We start from the raw sequence: 19,424 nt of genomic DNA on the forward strand, positions 1-19,424 counted from the left end.
ATAGTTATGATCTTAGAGAATTTTGAATATCACTTTAGTACGCTTGAATTGTATAGGGGAAATCCTCTAATAGAAGCTCTGCCTGATTTTTTAGAATATAGCATTATTGATATTTCAAAGGCACTTAGAGAATCTCCTTTACCTTGTAATCCTCGAGCAAATCGCAGACAGCGAGATCAGTGGCTGGGAACTTTGGTTGATAAATGCTTTATTCCTTTACCTCGTCATATTCAATTGCTTGAAGTAATCGATCTGATGATTAGACAGGGGTACGTAAATAGAAATCCTAGACAGGAGAAACTTGAAAGAGAAAGATTAGAGAATGCGTATAAGCGCCAGCAGGCAGGAGAGAGAATTCTCATGACCTACGGCAGTACTCAGAAAACGACACCATTGTCTGTGAGTGTACTAGGGTGTTCTGGCGTTGGTAAGACATGTGCCGTAAGCAGAATTCTTTCACTGTATCCTCAAGTATTAAAACATAAGGCAGGACGTGTTGGTTCTGAATGTATTCAGATAGTTTACCTTAGAGTTGAGTGTCCTCATGAGGGAAGCGTTAAATCTTTGTGTATAAATGCTATTGCAGCAATTGATCAGGTTACGGGCGAACATTTCTCTAATTGGGCTCATAGTAGACGTTCTATAGAAGAACTCAAAGCTCGTCTTTCCCAACTTTTAACCATTTACCATGTTGGTTTACTAGTCTTGGATGAGATGCAAAACATCATGGCAAACCGCCAAAACAGAGATACTTTATTCAATTTTTTAGTTAGCATCTCAAATACCTTATATGTTCCTTTAATGTTTATAAGTACACCAAAAATTGCAAAATTTATGGAGCTTGATTTTAAAACAAGCAGACGTTTTGGCTCCTTTGGTACATTTAAATGGGATAGATTAAAAAATACACCTGAAGACCATGCTGAATGGGATATCTTTATCAATGAATTGTCGCAGTATAGCATTCTAATGAACGAATCTCAGTCTATGCCAGAGGATGTTAAAAGCGCCTTCTATTATTACAGTCAGGGGGTTCCGGATATTCTACTGAAGCTATTTATCATAAGTCAGAAGAAAGCTCAGGTTCTTAAAATGGATCGGTTAACTCCAGAACTTATAAGCAATGTTTTCAGAGAATCTTTTTCAGTGGTTGCTACTGCAATTGACGCAATTCGTCGAAACGATCCTATCGCCATAGCTGAATATCAGGATATAGCAATGCCTAATTCCAGTTTCCAAAATATTTCAGATGAAATAAGTGATGAGATTGCTAAGAATGAATTTATGTCTTCTGATTTTAAACAGCCAGAGAACGATTTAAAATCAAGAGTAAAAATATCTTTAGAGCAACTTGGCATAGAATTAACACCTTCACTTGATCAGGCTCTTGAAAGTATTATAACAGGAGATCAGCACCTGTCGCCCGTTGCAGTTTTATCTCGTATTCTTGACGAGTATATGAGTAAAGATAACAAGAAAAAAGCTCGAAAAAAGACTGCTCACAAAAAAGAAGTATTACCCTCAAAACCTGTTTTACCAATTGATACGGAAGGAAATGTTTAGATGGCGATGTTGCCTAAACCGATGGAACGTGAATCTATATATAGCCTTATTTCAAGGACCTGTGATTTATATCGGATTACAGGAAAGGATTTTGCTCAATACTTTTTGGATAAGCCCTCTCTTTTTTTAAATGAATGTTCTCAGTTAAGGTTTGCCAAAACGATTTACGACATAATTTATAAACAAGATAGTGATACACTGTCTTCATTTGATATTTTTCTAAATAATCACTCTGATTTTAAATACGTTACATCGTTTTATACCCAAAAGCAGCGAGTAGAAATATTTGAACATTTGGCTCAACCAATTCCTGAGATTCAAAGAAAATATATAGCAAGACTATCATCTTTCGGTGGTAGATTTTTTGAAGACAAAGTTATATGTCCCAAATGCCTTAAGAAACAAATACAGAATCATGGAACTTACTGGAGACGAATAGAATGGTCTATGTATGGGATGGATATATGCCCTAAACACGGATGTAGGATGTTGTTAGATAATTCGTTTAGATCCTTAAAATCTGTGGAAATATCTTTGCAGGAAAAGAAATACATAGAACAGAAAAATAAAAAAACAGAATTATGGGTTGAAAATATTAGTTTACTAATTAACAAAAAATGTCCTGAGATTTCTCCTATACAAGTCGTAAGCTATTTAAAGGAACATTTCGGAAGAAAAATGTTATCGACCGAATACATTACCGCATATAACGAAACATCACGACGAGTTGAAAAAAAAGGTTTCTTATTGGTTAATAAAGATGATTTGATTGACAATTTAAGTGATTTCTGGGGAGATGATTTTATAAGACATCTAACCTTTTTTAGACATCAAAGGAGCCTTAACAGATATTACGCTGTTGATTCAGTTCCTTCATTATTATCCAATTGGGTCTATTTGACATTAATTCTTCTATTCCTTGAGCCTAAAAAAAACATTATTGAAATAATGAAAGATATTAGCAAAATTGATGGAAAGAAATTTGGTATTCCTAATTTTTCTCCAGAAGTAAGAAAAATCTTTAATATATACATTTAACAAGATAGGTGAGAAAAAAATGCTCTTGTAAAAGAATCTAAACAAATTTCCCTTAATTAAAAATGCGACAAATACAATTGGAATTTTGTGTGACAAATATAATTCGATAACCTCTATTTTTTGCGACAAACTAAATTACCCCTGTACATCAAATGCACACACTCTGTTTAATTAAAACAATATTATTCAAATTATTTATTTCACCTTGTTCCGATAGATCCTTCCGGTTTTATTCTTTATTTTTGTTTGCACCATTATTATCTATCTATTTTCTTTTTTATCTTTTTGTATATAATACTGTTTCTAGTTAGCTTATGCTAACTTATATTATTATACGCTAACTTTTTTTATCGTATGATCGATAATATTTCAGGAAAATAAAAATGAAAAAGACACTTCTAGGAATTGCAATCATAACATCAGGTCTATATGCAAATGCAGCAACTGTTTATGACAAGGATGACACAACCCTTGAGATTGGAGGAAGAGTACAGTCTGTTCTATATAATACAAAATACAATCAGGCTGGAGATCACGATGCATCAATAGTAAATTCATCTCGTTTTTCATTATCAGGAAGAACCAGAATTAACGATTATGTTTCAGGTTTTGCATTTGCCGAATGGGAAATGGCCAATGGAAAAGATGGTATAAGTGCCCGTGAACAGTATGTTGGAGCTGATTTTGAGGATTTCGGCAGGTTATATGCCGGTAAAACCTATGATGCTGTTAAGCATGTAATTCTTGCTACAGATATCTTTGAAGATTTCGGCGGTCTCGCTCAGCCAGAATCAGATGATTTCAGAAACGGAATATTAAAATATGAATATGACAATCACGGATTCTACGCTTCAGCCTCCCTTCAGACAGCCGCAGACAATCAGAAGGTATATGGTGAGCCTGATGATGATGAAGATATCGAAATGAATGTAGACTCTGGATTTGCATTATCAGCAGGCTACACAATTGAAGATGTGGTATTTGGACCACTGTCATTTAATCTAGGTTACAGTTATACCAGACTGCAGAATGATAAAGAAAAGCGCGTAATTGCTGATCCTGATTCAGGAACAGCACTTGATAATGGTAGAAACATAGCTGCTTCAATTTCCTGGGGATCTACTGATGAAGGTCTTTACATTGCAGCCTTATACACTGACAAGAAATGGAACTTTTCCAACAATATCCTAGGTTATACCAGAGGTTACGAAATTGTTGGTGGTTATACCTTTGAGAACGGTATTGGCATATATACCGGTTTTGAAAACTTATATAACACTATGGATGATGGTTACGGAAAACAACCAAACAAAATCGACAGAAGAATTCCTGTATACGTAAATTTCAACGCTAACGAGAACTTCAATGTATGGGCAGAAGCTCGATTCAACGCCGGTAGCACTCCTGAGTTTGGAGGAATGAAATTCCATGAAGAAACAGGATCTGTATTCTCTGTTGGTGCAAGATATACATTCTAATCCGCCGGTTCCATAAAACAAAACACGCAGCTCAGATTAATCATCGGACACTGTCTCCATATTTTGTTCCGATGATTTTTTGTAAAGTCCAATGGATTAGAACGGAGATTAAGAAGGCATTCAGCAGACAAAAAATATGCGACATAAGGAGTATGCCGCATACATTAGTCAAGGAGTAAAAAAATCTTTTTGATTAACCTAGATTGGTAACTTCCTTCCACTCTGTCTCAGTGAACAGCTTGGTAAGATCAATCAGAATTAACAGATCATCCTTGCGGTTGCATACACCGGAGATGAACTGAGCATTCTCTTCTGTACCAACATTAGGAGTATCGTCAATATCATTGGTATTGAGATCTGCAACCTCAGCAACAGAATCAACAAGGATGCCGATCACATGCTTATCAGACTCAATAATCATAATTCTTGTGTTATCTGTAACCTCTGCTGGAGGAATACCGAAACGAGCTCTGGTATCAATTACAGTAACAACGTTACCACGCAGGTTAATAATACCTAGCACATAAGAAGGGGCACCAGGAACAGGAGCGATATCTGTATAACGTAATACCTCACGAACCTGCATAACGTTGACGCCATATATTTCATTACCTAATTTAAAGGTAACCCAACGCAGCAACTCACCTTTTTTTGCATTAACGTCGATTGGATTTTCTGCGATCGCATCTTCTTTTGACATCTCTTAATCCTCGTTATACACACCACACATGATATGGCGCAATTACTCTTTAATTTTATTTTAATAAACTTTAGCAAATTGTAGAGGTTACGTAGTTAAAACTTTGATCATGCACTCATTTGTGCATCAAGATCTTTGAGATTAACACCATTTTCAAACATCTTAATCAACGCTTTCACATGCAGTAACGCACACATTTCCTTTTTAACGATACCAGCAAGCCATGGTCTGTTACCAGCAGTCTGTCTCCAGGTAATATTTTCCTTGCTTAGAATTCTGTTTCCTTCAAGAACATCACAGCCTATTGACCATAGTGTCTTATCAAGGGAAATCATGTATTCGTACTTATCTGACTGTGGAGCATCACTCTTAACCCATTTAAGGGTATCCACAACATTCATTTTACGGCCGCGAATATCAGCAATTCCCTGGAACCAGTCAGGCTTTCCGAATAAAGGAGTAACCTTGTCACACTGGAATATACCACCAAGATTAACCAGAGGTACAGCAAAGCGAATACCTTTTACCAGGAAGAACAGAACCTGAAACTCTTCAGGCATTTCAATATTGGTCCAGTTATATGGAGCCTCATCGTTTTCTGCTTCCTGTTCTGCCTGAGCAACATTCTCATCTGCAACTACAGATTCTGATGCAGCAACCTGCTCCACCTGGGTCTGTTCCTCGACCGCTGTTTCGGTAACGGTCTGTGTTTCTACAGCAGTTTCAACAGCCGTCTCTGTAGGAGTCTCCACAGCAATCTCTGTTTCAAGATGAGTTTTTGGAACTGACTCTAAAAGACTCTCAAGACTCTTGTGTTCTGCAAATGGAAGAGGTTCAGGTTTTTCTTCAACAGTCTGCAACTGAGGCTGTAGCGGAGGAACGTCATCAGATGAGGAATTATCCTCAGGAACGTAATCATCTGCAGCATAATCAATATCATCAGCAGCACTTTCTGCCTGAACTTCTGTATCTGTATTCTCTGCAGCGCTCTCTTCAGACTCAGCAGGCATTTCTGACTCTACCTGAGTGTCAATCGCAGCTTCTGTTTCCTCTGCAGGAGAATCTGACTGTTCCTCTGCAGAAGACATCTCAATATCTTCAGAAGCTGCATATTCAGCAACGGCTTCTTCAGGAACTGATTCATCAGCAACAGCTTCCTGAGCAACCACCTCTTCTTCAGCGGATTCATCAACAGTCTCGTCAGAAGATACACTTTCCTCTGCAGAAGTCATATCCATGTCTTCCTGAGGTACTTCTGAATCCTGTTCTAGGACTGTTTCATCAACCTGTGTTTCACTAACTTCAGTATCAGATCCTATAACCTGCTCATTTTCACTCTGAGCACTTGGTTCTGTCTTGGCAATAACCTTCTCTTCCGACTGAGACTCCGCCTCAGTGGACTGCTGTTCACATTCTTCTTCAAGCATCTGCTTGAAATAAGCTACAAGGGTGTCATCAATATCATTAAATGACATACTAGGATCCTTTATAATTAACTGAGCATAGCATCAACATCACCTGCAATAATATCCATATCTTTATTAACGTCAGATTTTGTATTTTTTTCACCCGAAGCCAAAGAAACTATTGCAGCCGCATTCGGAGATATTCTATCCGGATTAAGCTCAAGCTCTTTTGAGAGTAGTTGTAATAATAATTCACGATAAGCCAATGCACCACGACATTTCTCATCTAGCATGGTTATTGGAAGACCCTTTTGAGAAGACTCTCTGAATAAAGTATCAACCGGAATCTGTCCCTGCCATAAATTATCTTTGTAATGAGCAGTCAGATATTCTAACGAAGTTCTGCTTGCCTTGGTACGTTTATCGTACATTGTAGGGATAACAGTATAGTTAATAATGCAGTTGCTATCTGCTTTACGCATAATGTTAAAAGTACGAACCATACCTTCTAATCCCTTTAAGGACAGAAACTCAGTCTGAGTTGGAACAAGGATTGACGTGCTAGCTACAAGTGCATTCACCATCAAAGCTCCTAAAACAGGAGGACAGTCAATTAAAACTACATCGTAGTCATCCTCGATAAGCTTTAGGGCATTGGTTAGAATACGACCGACTCCTGAACGACCAGACAACTTTCTGTCTATGGTAGCAAGAGTCATACTTGAAGCTATGATATCAAGATTAGGGAAATTCGTATGAGTTATGACAGACTGTACACTCTCCTTGTCAAAGTTTTCCTGAGTATACAGATCATAAAGACTTTTCTCGATATTATTGTAGTCAAAACCTAAATAGCTAGTCAAAGAGGCATGTGGGTCGGTATCAATTATGAGAACATTCAGATTCTCTTTCTGTAACCAACCTGCTAACGATGCGACTGTTGTAGTCTTACCTACACCGCCTTTTTGACTTGCAATTGACCAAACTAGCACAAAAGGCTCCTTAATTTATTCTTATAAACCGAAATCCAGTTCTATAGTGTTACCTTCACCACGCTTAACTTCAACATCACCCTGACCAGCATTAATGCTAGGTTCAGTTGTACCGTTAATCAAACTCTGTTCAACATCAGTTGCGGTAAGAGGAGTCTTTCTTTCCATTGCATATCTAGAAATTGCGATAACAACCTTTCTATTCATTGCTCTTCCGGCAGCTGTCTTATTTGAATACATAGGTGAATACTCACCATAGGCTTCAATTGCCATACGTTCAGGAACAATTCCTGCGCGCTCAAGCTCAGTTAAAACAGAAAGTGAACGGTTTGCAGACAGATCCCAGCTGTTAAGGAAGATTCCATTAGGGATAAATGTATTATCAGTATAGCCACGGATTCTGATGTAGTTATTGATGTTGGAGATTGCAACTGCAATTCTCTGAATAATTGGTCTGGAGGCAGCCAGAATAGAGGCACTACCCTCAGCAAACAGCAGACCGGAATTTACATTGATAGACAGCCAGTGTGGATTTTCCTCAATATCAATATATTTTTCCATACCAGTGTCACTGATAGCCTCAGAGATTGAGCGTCTTACAGCATCAAACTGAGTTCCTACCTTACCTTCACCAATACTGTCAGCGTTAACATCAGACTGACCGCCCTGTTCAAAATGATCAGAGCTACCTCCGGCCTGGAATCCGCCTTCACCGGTCTGAGAACCGCCATCTGGAGCATTGGATTTAGGGTTAACGTTCTTAGATACTGTCTGATTATCAGAAATTACCAGTTCACCTGATGCGTTGGCAGAGTCAGCATTATTCTGACCATCCATCTCATCATCAGATCCTGATGTTGTATCGTCTCTTTCCTGATTAGACTGGGTTGATGTGATCTGGAAATTCATCATCACACCGCCATCTTCGATGATCTGCTTTCCTGTATCACCCTGAGATGACTGCATAGACTGAACAGCTTCCTGAACTTCCTGGGCAAGCTGTTGAGCAAGAGAACCTGGAACCAGCAGAGCTCCGCCTGGAGAGCTGATTGCAGTTTCATTAAAGGCCTGAGCAATACTTTCCACCATTGATTTGGCTTCTGACTGCTTGGCCATAGCGAAAGAATACAGAACCACGAACAGAGCGAACAGCAAAGTCATGAAGTCCGCATAAGACACCATCCATCGTTCAAGGTTTTCGGGCTCTGGAGGCTTTTTCTTCATATTACTGCCTTATTATATTAACTTCCGCCTTCGGTCTTATCGCCACCGGTGTAAACAGCAAGACGGCGCTTTAACATCATGGTATTCTCACCTGATGCAATTGATACAAGACCTTCTAGTGTCATGTACTTGTAAAGGCCCATTTCAGCAATAATACCTTTAACACGGTTAGAAGCTGGAAGACAGATAATGTTAGCAAGAACCAGACCGTAAATGGTTGCAACGAATGCCACCGCAATAGCAGGACCTAACTCATCAGGACGATCCAAAAGTGACATAGCGTGAATCAGACCAAGCACCGCACCGATAATACCCATGGTAGGAGAGTAACCGCCCATAGCTTCTAGCATCTTGGCGTAAGGTTCATATTTAGCTTCTTCAACAGCAATGCCCTGCTCTAAAATTTCCTTCAGAGCATCCTTATCCACACCGTCAACAATCATCTGAATACCGTCACGGGTATAATCATCAGAGGCTGATGATATGGAATTTTCCAGAGCCAGAAGGCCCTGCTGACGAGCAGTTGTTGATAGACCGACTAGAAGTTCAACCTGAGATTCAAAACCAATACGTGGAGGAGCCAGAGTCCATAGCATACATTTGAATGCGCCTATAATCTGAGGCAGAGGAAACTGCACCCAGCAGGCAAAGAAGGACGCACCTACCACAACCAAGAAAGCAGGTAACTCTAACATCATTGCAGGAGATGTACCTTCTAGCATCATAGAACATACAATACATCCGCACGCAAGAAAAATACCAAGAAAGTTCATAGAGACCTGCCTTTTTTCTTATTAACCCAGCTCTTTAACGATACACTCTGCAATCTCTCCCAGAGGAAGAACCAGATCTGTAACGCCAGCATTTACGATTGCCTGAGGCATACCGTAGACCACACAGGTCTCTTCATTCTGAGCCCAGATAACTGCACCAAGCTTCTTGAGGATTGTGCAGCCTTCGCAGCCATCAGATCCCATTCCAGTCAGAATCATAGCCAGAACTTTTCCGCCGTACATCTTTGAGAGGGATGCAAAAGAAACATCCACACAAGGATTGTAGGTGGTTCTGCCAGTATCAGCAATGACACGACATCTTACCTTCACACCGACCTTCTCAAAAATCATCTGAGTTCCGCCAGGTGCAATATAGCAGGTTCCTGCCTCAAGAATATCTCCGTCCTTGGCCTCAACTACATGCAGATTTGAGATAGCATCAAGTCTTGCAGCAAAGGTAGTAGTAAATGATGCAGGCATATGCTGAACGATTACCACCGGAACATTAAGCTTTGGCAGCTTAGGAATAATATCCTGAAGAGCAATAGGCCCGCCGGTTGAGCTGCCTATAGCAACAATAGAATGAGGTTTTCCTGACTTCTTAAAGGTAGTGGTCTCTGACTTATGGTTACCAAAGGTAAACTTCAGAGCACTTGCTGGAGTACCTGGATTTGCAGCCAGCATTGCATTAATCTGGTTATATGCTTCCTTAGCTGAACCTGCTGTAGGGGCAGGAGTACTTGCAGTAGTACCTATAGGAGCACGAGCTGTTGTTACAGCTGGTTTAGCGACAGTAGCTGATGCAGGAACCGTTTTAGTTGCAATGGTTGGTGAAGGAGCAGATGGTCTGAAACCTCTTACACGGCTGCGGGAAACAGCTTTAATTGATGCAATCAGATTCTTGATGGCATCTTCTCTTCGGTGAGCAATGTCATCGAAGTTTTTAGGCATAAAATCTACCGCACCGGCCTCAAGTGCCTTAAAGGTTGCAGTTGCGCCTTCATGAGTCAGAGATGAGAACATGAGAATTGGTGTAGGATTCTTCTTCATGATCTCAGCAACAGCCGTAATACCGTCCATAACAGGCATTTCAACGTCCATGGTTATTACATCTGGACGCAGCTTGGTAGTAAGATCAACGCCTTCCTTACCATCTTTTGCCTCGCCTACAACCTCCATAGTAGGGTCTGATTCAACAATCTCTCTTAGACGCTTACGGAAAAAGCTGGAGTCATCAACAATCAAAACTTTGGTAGCCATAGGTTATCCTTATTCTTCGTTATTATCGTTAGTATTTTCTGGAGCTACTTGTGGAGCATTCTCAGTATCTTCAGCAACCTTTTCTTCTACTACATGCTTATCTGATGGCAGCGGAACACGCTCTGCATCCTTATGAGCATAAGCTCTCATAAGTCCAGGAATATCCAGAATCAGAGCGATACCACCATCAGAGGTGATGGTTGCACCAGCCATACCTGGAGTATGACGCAGGATCTCGTCCAGAGGCTTAATAACAACTTCTTCCTGACCTAAGAGCTCATCTACAACGAAGCCCACCAGCTGAGCAGCAGAAACCTGTACAAGAACAATATGAGCCTTGTTCTCAAGGTATTCCTTGATAGAAACCTTCTCGAACCATTGTTTCAAGAAGAACAGAGGAATAGCCTTGTCACGGATAACAATAGTATTCAGACCATCAACGTTTCTCATTGAATCAAGATCCAGATAGAAGATCTCAGAAACTGAGGTCAATGGCAGAGCAAAGGTTCTGTTAGAAACAGAAATCATCAGAGTTGGCAGAATTGCCAGAGTCAGAGGAACCTTGATTTCAATGGTGGTTCCCTTTCCGTAGGTAGAGATAACATTTACAGTACCGTTAAGCTTGGAAATGTTGGTCTTAACCACATCCATACCCACGCCACGACCTGAAATATCAGTAATCTCAGTATTAGTTGAGAAACCTGGAGCGAAAATCAGATTCAGAGCTTCAGCATCAGAAAGTCTATCCGCAGCGCCCTCATCCAATACGCCTTTCTTAACTGCGACGGCTCTTAAAATATCAGGGTCCATACCCTGACCGTCATCCTGAATCTGTAGAAGAATATGGTCACCCTGCTGAGAAGCTCTCAGTAAAACCACACCGGTCTCAGGCTTGCCTACAGCGACACGATCCTTAGGATCCTCAATACCATGGTCACAGCAGTTACGAACCATGTGAACCATTGGGTCTGCCAGAGCATCAACCAGATTCTTATCTAATTCTGTATCCTCACCTTCCATTCTCAGTTCGATCTTCTTACCAAGCTTACGTGCAAGGTCACGAACAACACGAGGGAATCTACCGAATACTTTCTTAACAGGCTGCATTCGGGTCTTCATTACAGAATTCTGAAGTTCAAGAGTTACAACATCCAGATTGGAAATTGCCTTAGACATATCCTGATCTGAACGTCTTGATGCCATATTAACCAGACGGTTACGTACCAGCACAAGCTCACCGACAAGATTCATGATGTCATCAAGAACCTGAGTTTCAACACGAACTGTAGTATCAACTTCTGGAGCAGATTTTGCTGCATCTGTTTTAGCGGCTGCAGGTTTTGCAGCTGCAGGTGCAGCAGGAGCAGCTGGAGCTGCGGCAGGTTTAGGTGCAGGGGCAGGTGCTGGAGCGGCTGCAGGAGCTGGAGCTGGTGCAGGTGCAGCAGCAGAAGCACTCTTTGAAGCCTCGCTTTGTGCTGTAGCGAGCATCTTGTCAAAATCAGCATCAGTTGCATCAGCAGCCTTGTTTTCATCACCATCAGCACCAGGAGCATGACCTTTTCCATGTAACTGGTCAAGCAGAGCCTCAAATTCATCTTCGGTAATATCGTCAACATCACCTGCTGGAGCTGCTGGTTCTGGTTCTGGAGCCGGTGCAGGGGCAGGAGCCGGAGCAGGCTCAGGTGCTGCGGCAGGAGCAGCAGCTGGAGCTGCACCGCCCGCGGCTAAAGCATGTAATCTGTCAATAAGTTCCTGAGGAGCAGGATCTGGCTGCTGGGCGTTCTTTACAGTGTCGAACATTGATGTGATTTCGTCATAGGCCTGAAGCACAGCATCCATAAGATCTGGAGACATTGAAATGCGGGCATTACGAAGTTCGTCGAACAAGCTTTCTGCAGCATGACAGATGTTAACAAGATTTGTTAACTGCAGGAATCCGGCACCACCTTTAACAGTATGGAAACCTCTGAAAATAGCATTAAGCAAATCCCTATCATCAGGTGTTTTCTCGATCTGGACTAGCTGTTCATTAAGATTTTCAATAATCTCACCAGCTTCTACTATAAAGTCTTGTAGAATTTCCTCATCCATTTTCAGGTCTCCGTTATTATTAGAATCCTAAACTTGCAAGCAAATCATCCACATCATCCTGAGTTGCCGCAATTTTGTCTGATTTGAGTACTTCACCTGTTGCAGGCCCTTGTGGAGAAATTCCATTAACAGCATCACTGTTTTCTAGAATCGAATTCTTTTCCTCATCACTAAAGTGAGTCAAAAACTGCAACAGCTTATCTTCAACCTCAGATACAAGAGTTATCACATTCTGAATCAGCTGACCGGTTAAATCCTGATAATCCTGAGCAAGAAGAATCACATTAAGCTGCTCTGAAACTCTTGCCGCATTATCCTTGGTATGATGAATCAGCGTATCCACATTTCTGCACAGAGTAACGAAATTATCTCTGTTAATTCGGCCCTTCATCAGAGAATTCCATGCAGGCAGAAGTTTATCTACTGAATCATTCAGCGTTTTAACCATTGGAGCACATGCCTCAACTGCATCCAGTGTTTTCGAGGCTGCCGCGTCTGTCATCTGAATTATCGAGGTCAGTCGCTCTGAAGCTCTTGGCATATCAACGTTTGCAATAACTCTTAATCTTTCGTCCTCTGCAAACCTTTTGATAGCCTCGTGCAAATCTCTTGTCAGATTACCGACCTGCTCATAAACCTCATCATTTTTCTGCTGACTGAAGTTCTTTGAAAGAACCAGGAGCTTATCCTCGGCCTGCTCCTGCATACCACATTCAAGCAAGTCCTTGATTTCCTCTAGATCTGCCACAGTAAGTTTTCTGTGTTCTTCTCTAGGCATAGCAATCCTTACTCGAATCTTTCAAAGATCTTGTCAAGCTTGGTCTTTAAAGTTGCAGCAGTGAAAGGCTTAACAATGTAGCCGTTAACACCAGCCTTTGCAGCTTCAACAATCTGCTCTCTCTTGGCTTCAGCGGTAACCATAAGAACAGGCATCGCCTTGAGTTTTGGACTCTGACGAATAGCTTTCAACAGGTCAATGCCCTGCATAATAGGCATATTCCAGTCGGTAACTACGAAATCAAAGTCACCAGCTTCAAGCATTGGAAGCGCAGTAGCTCCGTCATCTGCCTCGTGAGTATTGTTGAATCCAAGATCACGAAGAAGATTTTTAATGATACGACGCATTGTTGAGAAGTCGTCTACAATAAGTATCTTGATATTCTTATCCAAGATAGTCTCCTTTTTACAGTTAGCCTGTAATATTGGTATACCTCTATACTTATAGGGCCTAAGTCGTTAAAAAACCACTTAAATAGTATAAAAGTGTTAAATTAAACCTATTTTCCACTCCAATCTTTGAGCATTGATCGCAATCTTGCCATAGACTGGGACATCAGCTGACAGATTCTTGATTCACTCAATTCAAGAACCTGACCTATTTCCTTTAAGTTAAGTTCTTCATCATAATAAAGTGCCAGAACCTGCTGTTCTCGCTCCGGTAGTTTCTGTATAGCTTCTGCAAGTGAACGTTTGAACTTGGATGTTGCAAGAAAATCAAACAGCTTATCTTTTCTGTTATCATTACCCTCTGCTATAACATCGTCAGTTACCCCAAGATCTTCAATACCAATCATCTGGCTGGAAGAAGAATCCAGCAGCATCTGGTTGTATTTCTCAAGATCTACTCCCAGCTCGTTTGCTATTTCGATATCTTTAGGTTCTCTACCTAGCTGGTGAGAAAGTTTTGTTATTGCGTTTGAGATACTTCTCGCATTCTGATGAACAGAACGTGGTGCCCAGTCGTTCTGTCGCATTTCGTCAATCATCGCACCTCGTATTCTTATGGAAGCGTATGTTTCAAATACAGCACCATGTCCATCTTCAAAATGGGTAATCGCATCCATAAGTCCAATCATTCCTGACTGGATTAAATCATCTAGTTCTACTGAAGCCGGTAATCTGGCCTTAAGATGCAGAGCGATCCTTTTGACCAATGGTGCATAAGTATCCACCATCTGTGCCATATCCACCTGGACCTGAGCCTGATAGGCCTTTGCACCGTTTACCATTCCTGCCATAAAAACTTTCTTTTTCTTTTAAACTTAATACCTTATATATATAAGAATAATTGTTATTATTAATTTTTCTTGTCGGCGGAGATCAAATTTTCAACAAAAAATTCCAAGTGACCGCCTGCAACATCAGGAATCGGCCAGGTTGTAATTCTGTTTGCAAGGGTCTTAAATGCTCTTGCAGCAGGAGAAGTCGGGAACAGATCAACCACACAGGAGCGCTGTCTTATCGACTTTCTCATGTTCATATCTACAGGAATACATGCAACCAGCTCCAATGTTGCGTCAATGAATCTTTCAGTTACAGCCACCAGTTTCTGATACATCAGCTTGCCTTCATCAAGGGAATGAAGCTGATTTCCAATAATCTTAAACTTCTTTACACCGTAGTCTCTTGATAGAACCTTCATCTGAGCATAGGCATCAGCAACTGAGGTTGGTTCGTTACATACAACCATCAGCACATCCTGTGCGGCACGGCAGAAGGAAAGAACCATGTCGGAAATACCTGCGGCTGTATCAACAATGAAATAATCAATATCTTCATCTAAAGTGGAGAAAGCCCTAATCAGACCGGCATGCTGTTCAACGCTCAGTTCCACCATCTGCTTCAGACCGGATGAAGCAGGAACGATTCTCAGACCATGAGGACCTGTCTGCAGAATATCCTTAAGCTCACATTCGCCGTTTAGTACATGACCAAGATTCTTGTCTACTTTCAGACCAAGCATAACGTCAATATTGGCAAGACCAAGGTCTGCATCAAAAAGCATTACCTTTTTACCTAAAAGAGTTAAGGCAACAGCAATATTTAAAGACACGCTTGATTTACCAACACCGCCTTTGCCACCAGTAACAGTGATAACCTTTACTTTACGCTTGTTGGTTCTTTCGTCGATAGCCATTTGATTACCTTCTAATAATAAATAAAACCCTTTTATAAGACCGACTGCTCTAAGGCGTATTTAGCCACATCGTTTTCAACACTGCTTAAAGCCTTTAAAGCAAGAGTTCTGGCATCCGGGACCTCAAGATCCTCTGGTACTCTCTGTCCATCTGTAACATATGAAAGCATGAGTTTCTGCTTGATGCATAGTGACAGAGCATCAGCAAGAGACTCGCTTTCATCAATCTTTGTTAAAATAATTCCTTTAAGACCTATATTAGAAAAATGCTCATATGCATGCTCTAAAACCTTTCTCTGAGCAGTTGCTGGCAGTACAAGATAATGTTTCATCTTTAATCTTGACTGTTTCTTTAAAGCATTTACCTGACTTTCAAATCTTTCATCATGCAGACCTACGCCCACTGTATCTACCAGAACCAGACTCTTATCTCTTAAGGTGTAGAGCATTTCAGGCAGCTCATCGATTGATTTAATGGCAAAAGTTGAGCAGCCCATAATACGTCCATAGGTTTTTACCTGTTCGACAGCTCCGATTCTGTAGTGATCTGCTGTTATCAGGGCCACCCTGTCCGGACCGTACTTCATAACAAATCTGGCAGCGAGCTTGGCAATAGTTGTGGTTTTACCAACGCCCGCAGGTCCAATAAGGGTAACAATGCCACCGTCAGTGACGATTTCATCGCTACCGGTCTTAATTCTTCTCTCAAGATTCTGAGCAAGCTGACGCCAGGCAAAATTAAAAGAGGCATCTGAATCAATACTCTCTGAGAGTTCACTTGAAATTGCCTTATCAAAACCAGAGGAAAGAAGAAGCTCGTATATCATTGCCCTTACAGGCTCTTCTCGTTTTTTAGTGTCAGACATAAGACCTGCAAGTTCAAACTGCAGCAGGCGTCTTATGGAATCAACATCATGACGAAGCTTCTCTATTTCAGATTTTTCTGACTCTGATTCTTTGGAAATATATGAGGAAATGCCGTGTGAAGACTCTACCTTCTTCTCCTTGTTCTTCTCTTCTTCTTTGATGAAAAGATCTCTAAGTCCAGTCTGTTCTGACAAAGGAGCAGGAGCTTTTGCTTTGACTTTTGGAGTCTTTACGGTCTTTTTCTGAGGAGATGAATCTGAAGTAGTCTGCTGCTGACGTTCTAAAATCTCTAATAGGCTCTTTGCAAAAGCCTCGGATTTGCTTCCGCCAACTGTTTTTGCTGCAGGTTTGCTCTCAGATTTGACTTTAGATGAACTTAAGGTAACCTCATCATCTGCTATGATTCTGGAGAGAGGAGAATCCTCCTGAATATTTGAGGTAATATGCCCTTTCGACTTTGCCTGTGACTTTACAGGAGGAGCTTTAATTTCACCTTCCACTCCGGCAATAATCTCAACGTTGGGACCTACGCGTTTGTTTGACATAATTACAGCTTCTGCCCCTAGCTCTTCTTTAATCTTAGCCAGTGCAGTTCGCATGTCTTTTGCAACAAAGCGCTTAAGTTTCATTCTATATCAGTGTGCTCTACCTGTACCGACAGAGAAAAGACACACTGCCTCCTAATCCAAACTGTATTGTTTTGTATATTTGAAATTTTTTTATTCTATTCTAACTAATTATAAAATAAAAATTTTGTTTTTCATCTAGTTACGATTTTCATTAAAAACTAAATACAAGTCAATAAAGGCAAATTAGAAATATATCAATATTGTTAAGTACATTAAGCAATTGCAATTTAATGTTTAATTTATTTATTATTCTTCCGAAAAATAGTACATTTTCCGAAATTTTCAACAAAATTCAGTAATCAGCTCTCTGTTAACGTCCAATTCCCAGATTCTGCTGATTTTGGTTATTTCCAATTACAGACACAATCTTAATCTGTTTATCATCAGGAATTTCCTGATAGGAAAGGACTCTAAGACCAGGAATAGTATTCTTTACAAACCTTGAAAGTGTTGAACGAAGAATACCTGAGGTCAGGAGAATAGCAGGTTCACCTTCCATTTCCTGAGCCTGAGTTGCCTCCATAAGTGATCTCTGAATTCTATCAGCCATACCTGGTTCAATACCGATACCCTCAGAGCCACCGGTCTCGAGAGACTTATGCAGAACCTTTTCAAGCTCAGGAGCCAGAGTAATGACAGGGATAACATTCTCAGAACCTACAATATCCTGAATGATCAGTCTTCTCAGTCCTATTCTGCAGGCTGCGGTCAGAACCTCAGGATCCTGACTCTTAGGTCCGTACTCAACCAGAGTCTCGAGCACTGTACGCATATCTCTGATTGGAACACCTTCGTTTAAAAGGTTCTGCAGGATATGAGTCAGTAAACCAAGATTAACTACAGATGGAATCAGACCATTTACGAGCTTAGGCTGGGATTTAGCCACAATATCAAGAATATTCTGAACTTCTTCCTGTCCAATCAGAGAAGCGCAGTTGTTAGCTAGAATCTGAGATAAATGGGTTGCAATAACAGTTGAACAGTCAACCACGGTATAACCTAAGCCTAAGGCCTTGTCATTGTCGGATTTGCTGATCCAAACTGCATCCAGACCAAAGGCAGGATCTTTAGCTTTTAAACCAGGAATCTCACCGAATACCTGGCCCGGATTGATTGCCATATCACGTTCAGGCTGAATTTCAGCCTCACCGTAGGTTACGCCCATAAGAGTAATTCTGTAGAAATTAGGACCTAAATCCAGATTGTCACGAATATGTACTGGAGGGATTAAGAAACCAAGATCCTGAGAGAGCTTCTTTCTTACGCCCTTTACACGGTTTAAAAGTTCACCACTCTGATTCTTGTCTACCATAGGAATCAGACGATAGCCAACCTCAAGACCGATAACATCAACCTCTGATACATCATCCCAGGATAGCTCCTTGAGATCTGGAGATGGCTTGGCGCCAGATACAGCAGTACTCTTTTCTTTTTCTGACTCTGCTTTTTTCTTTTCAACATAGTGAAGCGCACCGCCAAGACCAGCACAAAGTGAAGACAGAAGGAGAAAAGCAACATGAGGCATTCCTGGAACAATACCCATAACAAAAAGAATACCTGCAGAGATGAGCAGAGTTTTAGGCTTTGAGAACAGGTCTGTTACAACCTGCTGTCCCATTTCCTGTTTTGAACTGCTCTGGCGGCTGACAATAATGGCGGAAGCGACTGACAGCAGCAGTGATGGGATCTGAGCTACCAGTCCGTCACCAATGGTTAAAAGTGTAAAGATAGACGCGGATTCAGCTATCGTAAGATTAAAACTGAAGGTTCCGATAATAATACCGCCAACAAGATTGATGGCCATAATCAGAAGACCGGCTACGGCGTCACCTTTTACAAACTTTGAAGCACCGTCCATGGAACCGTAGAAATCGGCCTCACGCGTAACTTCCATACGTCTTTCTCGGGCCTGATCCTGATCGATAATGCCGGCATTAAGATCAGCGTCAATTGACATCTGTTTACCAGGCATAGCATCCAGAGTGAAACGGGCTGAAACTTCAGCGATTCTTCCGGCACCGTTGGTAATAACCTTGAAATTGATGATAATCAGAATAGCGAAAACAATGATACCTACGGTATAGCTACCGCCCATTACCACATTACCAAAGGATTCAATCACCTTACCTGCGGCTGCGGTACCGTTCTGACCGTTTAAAAGAATAACTCGTGTAGAGGCAACATTCAGAGACAGACGAAGAATTGTCGCCGTCAGAAGAACTGCTGGGAAAGAACCGAAATCAAGAGGCTTCTGGGAATAGATTGAAACCAGCAGCACAACCATGGACAGAGCTATATTGAATGAGAATAGAATATCCAACAGAAATGGTGGCATTGGAAGAGTAATCATGGCCAGACAGGCTAATACCAGTACAGGTGTACCAATTTTAAGCATTGATACTTTTTTTAGCGTTGTCGAACCTATTTCCAGACCCTTGGCTACTTTCTGATTACTCTTTGCCTTAGTAAGTGCGGGTCCAAGAAAA

16 protein-coding genes and 1 pseudogene are annotated in these 19,424 nt (G+C 41.0%); 3 read left to right on the top strand and 14 right to left on the bottom strand.

Features of this window, described 5'->3' with window-relative positions; translation table 11 throughout:
* Window positions 1-6: 6 nt before the first annotated feature.
* The 3 genes from BM308_RS01960 (at window position 7) to BM308_RS01970 (ending at window position 4,079) form a co-directional block, all read left to right on the top strand.
* The gene (locus BM308_RS01960) at window positions 7-1,563 is read left to right on the top strand and encodes an ATP-binding protein (RefSeq protein ID WP_074942618.1); all 1,557 of its coding nucleotides are present in this window, start codon (window positions 7-9) and stop codon (window positions 1,561-1,563) included.
* Window positions 1,564-2,601 carry a TniQ family protein gene (locus BM308_RS01965; protein ID WP_074942619.1) on the top strand — a complete coding sequence of 346 codons (1,038 nt, stop codon included), beginning with the start codon at window positions 1,564-1,566 and terminating at the stop codon, window positions 2,599-2,601.
* 383 nt (window positions 2,602-2,984) lie between these two features.
* Window positions 2,985-4,079 carry a porin gene (locus BM308_RS01970; RefSeq protein ID WP_074942620.1) on the top strand — a complete coding sequence of 365 codons (1,095 nt, stop codon included), beginning with the start codon at window positions 2,985-2,987 and terminating at the stop codon, window positions 4,077-4,079.
* A 193-nt stretch (window positions 4,080-4,272) separates the two neighbouring features.
* On the opposite strand, the gene BM308_RS01975 is transcribed toward BM308_RS01970, so the two are convergent.
* The 14 genes and pseudogenes from BM308_RS01975 to flhA all read right to left on the bottom strand — a co-directional run bounded on the left by BM308_RS01975 (window position 4,273) and on the right by flhA (window position 19,333).
* Window positions 4,273-4,779, bottom strand: coding sequence for a chemotaxis protein CheW (locus BM308_RS01975; protein WP_074942621.1), 507 nt, complete (start codon window positions 4,777-4,779; stop codon window positions 4,273-4,275).
* Between the two features lie 107 nt (window positions 4,780-4,886).
* Entirely contained in the window at window positions 4,887-6,254 is a 1,368-nt protein-coding gene (locus tag BM308_RS01980) for a chemotaxis protein CheW (RefSeq protein WP_074942622.1), read from the bottom strand.
* A 17-nt stretch (window positions 6,255-6,271) separates the two neighbouring features.
* The gene (locus BM308_RS01985) at window positions 6,272-7,177 is read right to left on the bottom strand and encodes a ParA family protein (protein ID WP_074942623.1); all 906 of its coding nucleotides are present in this window, start codon (window positions 7,175-7,177) and stop codon (window positions 6,272-6,274) included.
* Between the two features lie 21 nt (window positions 7,178-7,198).
* Window positions 7,199-8,293, bottom strand: coding sequence for an OmpA/MotB family protein (locus BM308_RS01990; protein ID WP_373604436.1), 1,095 nt, complete (start codon window positions 8,291-8,293; stop codon window positions 7,199-7,201).
* Window positions 8,272-8,401, bottom strand: a pseudogene (locus BM308_RS13575) (flagellar motor protein MotB); the annotation flags it as partial. The gene BM308_RS01990 and the pseudogene BM308_RS13575, both read right to left, overlap by 22 nt.
* Window positions 8,402-8,418: 17 nt before the next feature.
* Window positions 8,419-9,174, bottom strand: a complete 756-nt coding sequence (locus BM308_RS01995) for a flagellar motor protein (protein ID WP_074942625.1) — start codon at window positions 9,172-9,174, stop codon at window positions 8,419-8,421.
* 21 nt (window positions 9,175-9,195) lie between these two features.
* Window positions 9,196-10,434 carry a protein-glutamate methylesterase/protein-glutamine glutaminase gene (locus BM308_RS02000; protein WP_074942626.1) on the bottom strand — a complete coding sequence of 413 codons (1,239 nt, stop codon included), beginning with the start codon at window positions 10,432-10,434 and terminating at the stop codon, window positions 9,196-9,198.
* A 9-nt stretch (window positions 10,435-10,443) separates the two neighbouring features.
* Window positions 10,444-12,525: a chemotaxis protein CheA gene (locus tag BM308_RS02005; protein WP_074942627.1), complete on the bottom strand. Its 2,082-nt coding sequence runs from the start codon at window positions 12,523-12,525 to the stop codon at window positions 10,444-10,446.
* 19 nt (window positions 12,526-12,544) lie between these two features.
* Window positions 12,545-13,303, bottom strand: coding sequence for a protein phosphatase CheZ (locus BM308_RS02010; RefSeq protein ID WP_074942628.1), 759 nt, complete (start codon window positions 13,301-13,303; stop codon window positions 12,545-12,547).
* A gap of 8 nt (window positions 13,304-13,311) precedes the next feature.
* Complete coding sequence (cheY, locus tag BM308_RS02015; RefSeq protein ID WP_031492288.1) at window positions 13,312-13,695, bottom strand: chemotaxis response regulator CheY; 384 nt, start codon at window positions 13,693-13,695, stop codon at window positions 13,312-13,314.
* A gap of 107 nt (window positions 13,696-13,802) precedes the next feature.
* Window positions 13,803-14,534, bottom strand: a complete 732-nt coding sequence (locus BM308_RS02020; RefSeq protein WP_218152525.1) for an RNA polymerase sigma factor FliA — start codon at window positions 14,532-14,534, stop codon at window positions 13,803-13,805.
* 68 nt (window positions 14,535-14,602) lie between these two features.
* On the bottom strand, window positions 14,603-15,442 hold the full coding sequence (locus BM308_RS02025; protein WP_074942630.1) for a MinD/ParA family ATP-binding protein: 840 nt from the start codon (window positions 15,440-15,442) through the stop codon (window positions 14,603-14,605).
* A 32-nt stretch (window positions 15,443-15,474) separates the two neighbouring features.
* A complete protein-coding gene (gene flhF / locus BM308_RS02030; protein ID WP_074942631.1) occupies window positions 15,475-16,938 on the bottom strand; it encodes a flagellar biosynthesis GTPase FlhF in 1,464 nt (487 codons plus the stop codon).
* A 310-nt stretch (window positions 16,939-17,248) separates the two neighbouring features.
* Window positions 17,249-19,333, bottom strand: coding sequence for a flagellar biosynthesis protein FlhA (gene flhA, locus BM308_RS02035; RefSeq protein ID WP_074942708.1), 2,085 nt, complete (start codon window positions 19,331-19,333; stop codon window positions 17,249-17,251).
* Between the last annotated feature and the right edge of the window lie 91 nt (window positions 19,334-19,424).

It is taken from the genome of Succinivibrio dextrinosolvens, from assembly GCF_900116345.1.
GTDB lineage: Bacteria > Pseudomonadota > Gammaproteobacteria > Enterobacterales > Succinivibrionaceae > Succinivibrio > Succinivibrio dextrinosolvens_B.

What these genes read in the sequence shown, in the direction of transcription:
- BM308_RS01980 (WP_074942622.1), bottom strand. Translation starts at nt 6,254, where the DNA reads ATGTCATTTAATGATATTGATGACACCCTTGTAGCTTATTTCAAGCAG.
- BM308_RS01970 (WP_074942620.1), top strand. Translation starts at nt 2,985, where the DNA reads ATGAAAAAGACACTTCTAGGAATTGCAATCATAACATCAGGTCTATAT.
- BM308_RS02010 (WP_074942628.1), bottom strand. Translation starts at nt 13,303, where the DNA reads ATGCCTAGAGAAGAACACAGAAAACTTACTGTGGCAGATCTAGAGGAA.
- BM308_RS02020 (WP_218152525.1), bottom strand. Translation starts at nt 14,534, where the DNA reads ATGGTAAACGGTGCAAAGGCCTATCAGGCTCAGGTCCAGGTGGATATG.
- BM308_RS02000 (WP_074942626.1), bottom strand. Translation starts at nt 10,434, where the DNA reads ATGGCTACCAAAGTTTTGATTGTTGATGACTCCAGCTTTTTCCGTAAG.
- BM308_RS02005 (WP_074942627.1), bottom strand. Translation starts at nt 12,525, where the DNA reads ATGGATGAGGAAATTCTACAAGACTTTATAGTAGAAGCTGGTGAGATT.
- BM308_RS02025 (WP_074942630.1), bottom strand. Translation starts at nt 15,442, where the DNA reads ATGGCTATCGACGAAAGAACCAACAAGCGTAAAGTAAAGGTTATCACT.
- flhF (WP_074942631.1), bottom strand. Translation starts at nt 16,938, where the DNA reads ATGAAACTTAAGCGCTTTGTTGCAAAAGACATGCGAACTGCACTGGCT.
- BM308_RS01990 (WP_373604436.1), bottom strand. Translation starts at nt 8,293, where the DNA reads ATGGCCAAGCAGTCAGAAGCCAAATCAATGGTGGAAAGTATTGCTCAG.
- flhA (WP_074942708.1), bottom strand. Translation starts at nt 19,333, where the DNA reads ATGCTTAAAATTGGTACACCTGTACTGGTATTAGCCTGTCTGGCCATG.
- BM308_RS01960 (WP_074942618.1), top strand. Translation starts at nt 7, where the DNA reads ATGATCTTAGAGAATTTTGAATATCACTTTAGTACGCTTGAATTGTAT.
- BM308_RS01965 (WP_074942619.1), top strand. Translation starts at nt 1,564, where the DNA reads ATGGCGATGTTGCCTAAACCGATGGAACGTGAATCTATATATAGCCTT.
- BM308_RS01975 (WP_074942621.1), bottom strand. Translation starts at nt 4,779, where the DNA reads ATGTCAAAAGAAGATGCGATCGCAGAAAATCCAATCGACGTTAATGCA.
- BM308_RS01995 (WP_074942625.1), bottom strand. Translation starts at nt 9,174, where the DNA reads ATGAACTTTCTTGGTATTTTTCTTGCGTGCGGATGTATTGTATGTTCT.